At 73.3% G+C, this 4,568-nt stretch carries 5 protein-coding genes; 4 read left to right on the top strand and 1 reads right to left on the bottom strand.

The window, feature by feature from the left end:
* The 4 genes from ACWELJ_RS33380 to ACWELJ_RS33365 all read left to right on the top strand — a co-directional run.
* A partial coding sequence (locus ACWELJ_RS33380; protein WP_452370058.1) for a phytoene desaturase family protein occupies positions 1–894 on the top strand: 894 nt, incomplete at its 5' end.
* A gap of 113 nt (positions 895–1,007) precedes the next feature.
* A complete protein-coding gene (locus ACWELJ_RS33375) occupies positions 1,008–1,832 on the top strand; it encodes a carotenoid biosynthesis protein (RefSeq protein ID WP_452370059.1) in 825 nt (274 codons plus the stop codon).
* 21 nt (positions 1,833–1,853) lie between these two features.
* Positions 1,854–2,603 carry an LppM family (lipo)protein gene (locus ACWELJ_RS33370; protein ID WP_452370057.1) on the top strand — a complete coding sequence of 250 codons (750 nt, stop codon included), beginning with the start codon at positions 1,854–1,856 and terminating at the stop codon, positions 2,601–2,603.
* 9 nt (positions 2,604–2,612) lie between these two features.
* Positions 2,613–3,755, top strand: coding sequence for a glycosyltransferase (locus ACWELJ_RS33365; RefSeq protein WP_452370056.1), 1,143 nt, complete (start codon positions 2,613–2,615; stop codon positions 3,753–3,755).
* A gap of 7 nt (positions 3,756–3,762) precedes the next feature.
* Here the strand turns inward: ACWELJ_RS33365 and ACWELJ_RS33360 are convergent, their stop codons facing one another.
* A complete protein-coding gene (locus ACWELJ_RS33360) occupies positions 3,763–4,410 on the bottom strand; it encodes a hypothetical protein (RefSeq protein WP_452370055.1) in 648 nt (215 codons plus the stop codon).
* Positions 4,411–4,568 lie beyond the last annotated feature (158 nt).

The raw sequence follows: 4,568 nt of genomic DNA, 5'->3' as shown, positions 1-4,568 counted from the left end.
GTCGGCGGCAGCGGCGCGCTGAGCGCGGCGCTGGTGGCGCGGCTGCAATCCGACGGCGGCGTCGTCTCCCCCGGCGACGCGGTGACCGCGCTGACCCGGCGCGGCGACCGCTGGGAGGTGCGCACCGCGAGTGGGCGAAACCTGTCCGCGGACACCGTGATCGCGGGCAGTCACATCCTCACCACCCTGAACCTGCTGGAACAGGGCGGATTCGACGCCACGACGCTCGCCGGCTGGCGCCGCCGCATCCGGGTGGGACCCGGCATCGGCATGGTGGTGCGCGCCGCGATCAGCGAACTCCCCCACTACCCCGGGGCCGAGACCGGCGAATCCGCACACGGGCTGCAACTTCTGGTCACCGACCGTCGTGACCTGCGCCGCGCACACGGCGCGGCATTGGCGGGCGACCTGCCGCCGCGCCCGGTCGTACTGGCCATGACCTTCAGCGCCCTGGACCCGACCATCGCCCCGGCCGGCGAACATCAGGTCACCCTGTGGTCGCAGTGGCACCCCTACGATCTCGCCGACGGCAGCGACTGGTCCGCGCACGCCGAGACCGAGGCCGACCGCATCATCGCCGAAGTCGACGCCCTCGCACCGGGATTCGCCGCCTCGATCACCCAACGCTACGTCCAGACCCCCGCCGACCTGGAACGCGAGATGGGTCTGCTCGGCGGCAATGTCATGCATGTCGAGATGTCCATCGACCAGATGTTCATGTGGCGCCCGCTGCCCGAGCTCGCCGACCAGCGCGTCCCCGGCGCCCCCGGCCTCTACCTCACCGGCGCCTCCACCCACCCCGGCGGCGGCGTCTCCGGCGCCAGCGGCCGCAGCGCCGCCCGTCTGGTGGAGCGCGACCTGCGCCCCCGCCGCCTCTTCCCCCGCCGCCGATGACCGACCCCGCCCTATCGGGCCGCCACGGCGAAACCCCTTGCGGGTCAGCCGAGACCGCCCCGCCGGAACCAACCGCCATCCCGCTCCCCGGCACCCGTCCTGGACGGTGCGTGGTGACTCGGCTGGAACAGCTGAGGGCATCGGGCGTCGAACGGGCGACGGGTGTCGCCGCGGCCCCGGCGGCGCTCCTGGTGCTGGTGCAGATCGCGTATCCGCTGGCACACGGGGTGACGCGGGATCGGGTGACCGTGGCCGTCGTGTTGCTCTCCGCTGCCACGGCGCTCGTGCATGCCGCCATCGCCCGGAACGCGGGCTGGGCGGCCGGGATGCTGGTGATCGTGTCGGGGGTCGGGCTCGCGGCGGAGGTGCTGGGCACGGCCACCGGGATTCCGTTCGGCAGCTACGACTACGCGAGCGGGCGGCTGGGGCCCGAGGTGCTCGGGGTGCCGCTGGTCGTGCCGCTGGCCTGGACCGGCGGACTGTATCCGGTGTGGGTCGTGGCCGGGATGCTGAGCACGGGTGCGGCGGGCCGGGTTTCATTGACCGCCGTCGGGGCCGTCGGCTGGGATCTGTTCCTGGATCCGCAGATGGTCGCGGACGGGCAGTGGACCTGGTGCTCGCCGATCGCGGGACTGCCGGGGCTGTCGGAGATTCCGGTCAGCAACTACCTCGGCTGGCTGGTGGTCGCGGCGGTCATGGGCGGCCTGCTGCGGTGGTGGGATCGGCGGGTCCCGGATTCGGGTGTGGCGCGGGTGGTTCCGGTGGCGGTGTTCGGGTGGACGTGGCTGGGGTCGACGCTGGCGCACGCGGTGTTCCTGGGGCTGCCGGTGTCGGCGGTGTACGGGTGCTGCGGGCTCGGGGTGCTGGGGATTCCGCTGGTTCGGGGGCTGAGGGCCCGTCGAATCACGCTGTGGCCCGGGACGCATGGCACGATGTGAGCCGTGCAGCCGAGTCCGAACATGTCGACAGCAGAGGGAACACCCGAATCCGCCCCACCCCGGCGGCGATCGCGGCGATGGGTACGGACCGTGGCCGTGGTCCTGTTCGCGGGGCTGGCGGTCCTGCTGACCGGATGCCTGCGGGTGCAGGTGTCGATGGGCGTGTCCTCCAATGACCGGGTGTCCGGGCGCATCGTCGCCGCGGCCGTGCCGCAGCATGAGAAGGACAAGGGCCCGCAGCTCAAGGCCCCCGACGGACTGTCCGGCAAGGTGCGGGTGGACTCCTACGCGCAGGACGGCTACGTCGGCAGCCAGGTGTACTTCGACGACCTCACCTTCGGTGAGGTGCAGCAGCTCGGCGGCCTGTCCGACCAGACCTCCGGCATGTTCAACCTGGTCTTCGCCCGCACCGGCGACCTGGTCACCCTGACCGGCCGGGTGGACCTGAAGTCGCTGCCGCCGCAGGGCTCCGACGTGCAGCTGACCGTCGCCTTCCCGGCGCGCGTCGCCACCACCAACGGCACCCGCGAGGGCGACTCGGTGGTCACCTGGAAGCTGCCGCCCGGCGATGTCAGCACCCTGCGCGCCGAAGTCGGCTACGCGGACCCGAATACACGGTCCTTCGCCGGGTGGGCGGGCATCGTCGGCGGCATCACGCTCGCGGTGGCGGCGGTCGTCGCGGTCCTGGCGTACATGACCCGCAACCCCGATCCGCCGGCATACGTGCGCGCCGCGCGCTGGCTGCGCCCCGATCGCACCGACTCGCGATAGCAATCACCCATGACTCTTGCCACGAAGGCGGTGGCGGCCGCGAGCGCCGTCGCCGCCTTCGGCGCATCGGTGGCCCTCGCCAACCGCCTCACCCTCCCCCGGCTGCGGCGCGGCGGGCCCACCGTCATCGAACCGGTCACCGTCTGCGTCCCGGCCCGCGACGAGGCCGAACGGCTGCCCGCGCTCATCGCGAATCTGCGCGCCCAGCCCGAACTGCCGCGCCTGCGGGTCCTGATCCTCGACGACGGCTCGGCCGACGACACCTTCGAGGCCGCGCGCGCGGCCATCGGCGGCGACCGCCGATTCCTGCTCTCCCGCGACGACACCGACCCCGCACCCGGCTGGACCGGCAAGACCGCGGCCTGCGCCCGGCTGGCCGAACTCGCCGGCACCCACGACGGCGTGCTGGTCTTCCTCGACGCCGACCTGCGACTCGCACCCGGCGCGCTGGCGGCCGCGGTCCGCGAACTGCGCTCGGCCCGAACCGATCTGCTCTGCCCGTGGCCCCGCCAGCTCGCGGTCTCCCCCGCCGAACGGCTCGTGCAGCCGCTGCTGTGCTGGTCGTGGGCCTCGACATTGCCGGTCGCCCTGGCGAACCGGAACCGGCGGCCGTCGATGGCCGTGGCCTGCGGGCAGTTCCTGGTCTTCGACGCCGCCGCCTACCGGGCCGTCGGCGGGCACGCCGCGGTCGCGGACAGCGTCACCGAGGACCTGGCCATCGCCCGGGCACTGCGGCACGCCGGACGGCGCACCACACTGGTCGCGGCCGGATCCCTCGCCGAGACCCGCATGTACCGGGACGCGGCCGAGGTGCGCGCGGGCTACACCCGCTGGCTGTGGTCGGCTTACGGCGGACCCGCGGGCAGTGCGGCGGTCGGTTCGATGGCGGCCCTGGCCTTCTGGATTCCGCCGATCGCGGCGGTGTGCGGGCGCGGACGACTGCGCCGGCTGGGGTTGCTCGGCTACGCCGCCGCCGTCACCGCCCGGCTGCTGGCCCGCTCCACCGAGAACGGCGGACCGGTCGAGGCCACGGATGCCGTTGCGGCACTGGCGCACCCGTTCTCGGTGGCGGCCTATCTGGCCCTGTCGGCCCGGTCCCACCGCGCGCGGCACACGCGCACCCTGCGCTGGAAGGGCCGGGCCGTCGGCTGAGTCCCGATCAGGGGACCGGCGTCATCCCGATGGTCGGCAGGAAGAAGCAGGTGGTGCTGCCATTGCGGACGGTGCCGAACATGGCCGCCAGCACCGTGCCCGACCCGGTGTCGACCGGAACCGCGCGGACGCCGCCGACCGGGAGGGCCGCGGTGAAGTAGTCGTGCACCGCCTGTTCGACCATGGGCCGCAACTCGTTCGGGACCTGCGGCGGGATCATGGCGTTGAGCACCTGGTTGAGCGGGCCCATCGGGGCCAGCCCGCCCCGGCCGGTGCTCGTGTTGAACCAGGCGACCTGCATGCCGGAGGTGTCCGCGCCGTCGGGGGCGATGCCGTAGGGCACGAACGCGAACATGGTCTGGCCCGCCTTGACGGCCGAAAGATCCAGTCCGGGAATGGAGATCGCGTAGTGCGGCCACGGGCCCGGGATGCTGCCCGCCATGGCGGGAGCCAGGCCCAGGGTGGTGCCGCCGAGGCAGAACGGCGCGGCGGTCGGGTACAGGAAGGGCTTGATGCCCAAGGTCTGGAGTCCCTCGACGGCCTTGCCGTAGGCCGACAGCCAGTCCGTCGGACCGGGCGAGGGCGCGGCGGCGTCGGACCGGTCGGTGGTATCGGGGCGGGCGGTCGCGCCGGCGCGGCCGGTGGTCTCGTTCACCGCGGTGATGGCGGCGAGCGCGGCGGCGGCCTCGGGGCGTCGAGCTTGGTGATGTCGGTGACGTTGGTGGTGCCGGACTTGACCACGGCGATGGTGCCGTCGGCCAGGTACGGATCGGAGAAGGTGGTGGATTGCTTGCGCTGGTCGGTCATGAGCAG

The sequence above is a fragment of the Nocardia sp. NPDC004582 genome, from assembly GCF_053602115.1.
This window is presented reverse-complemented; position numbering and strand designations above follow the sequence as displayed.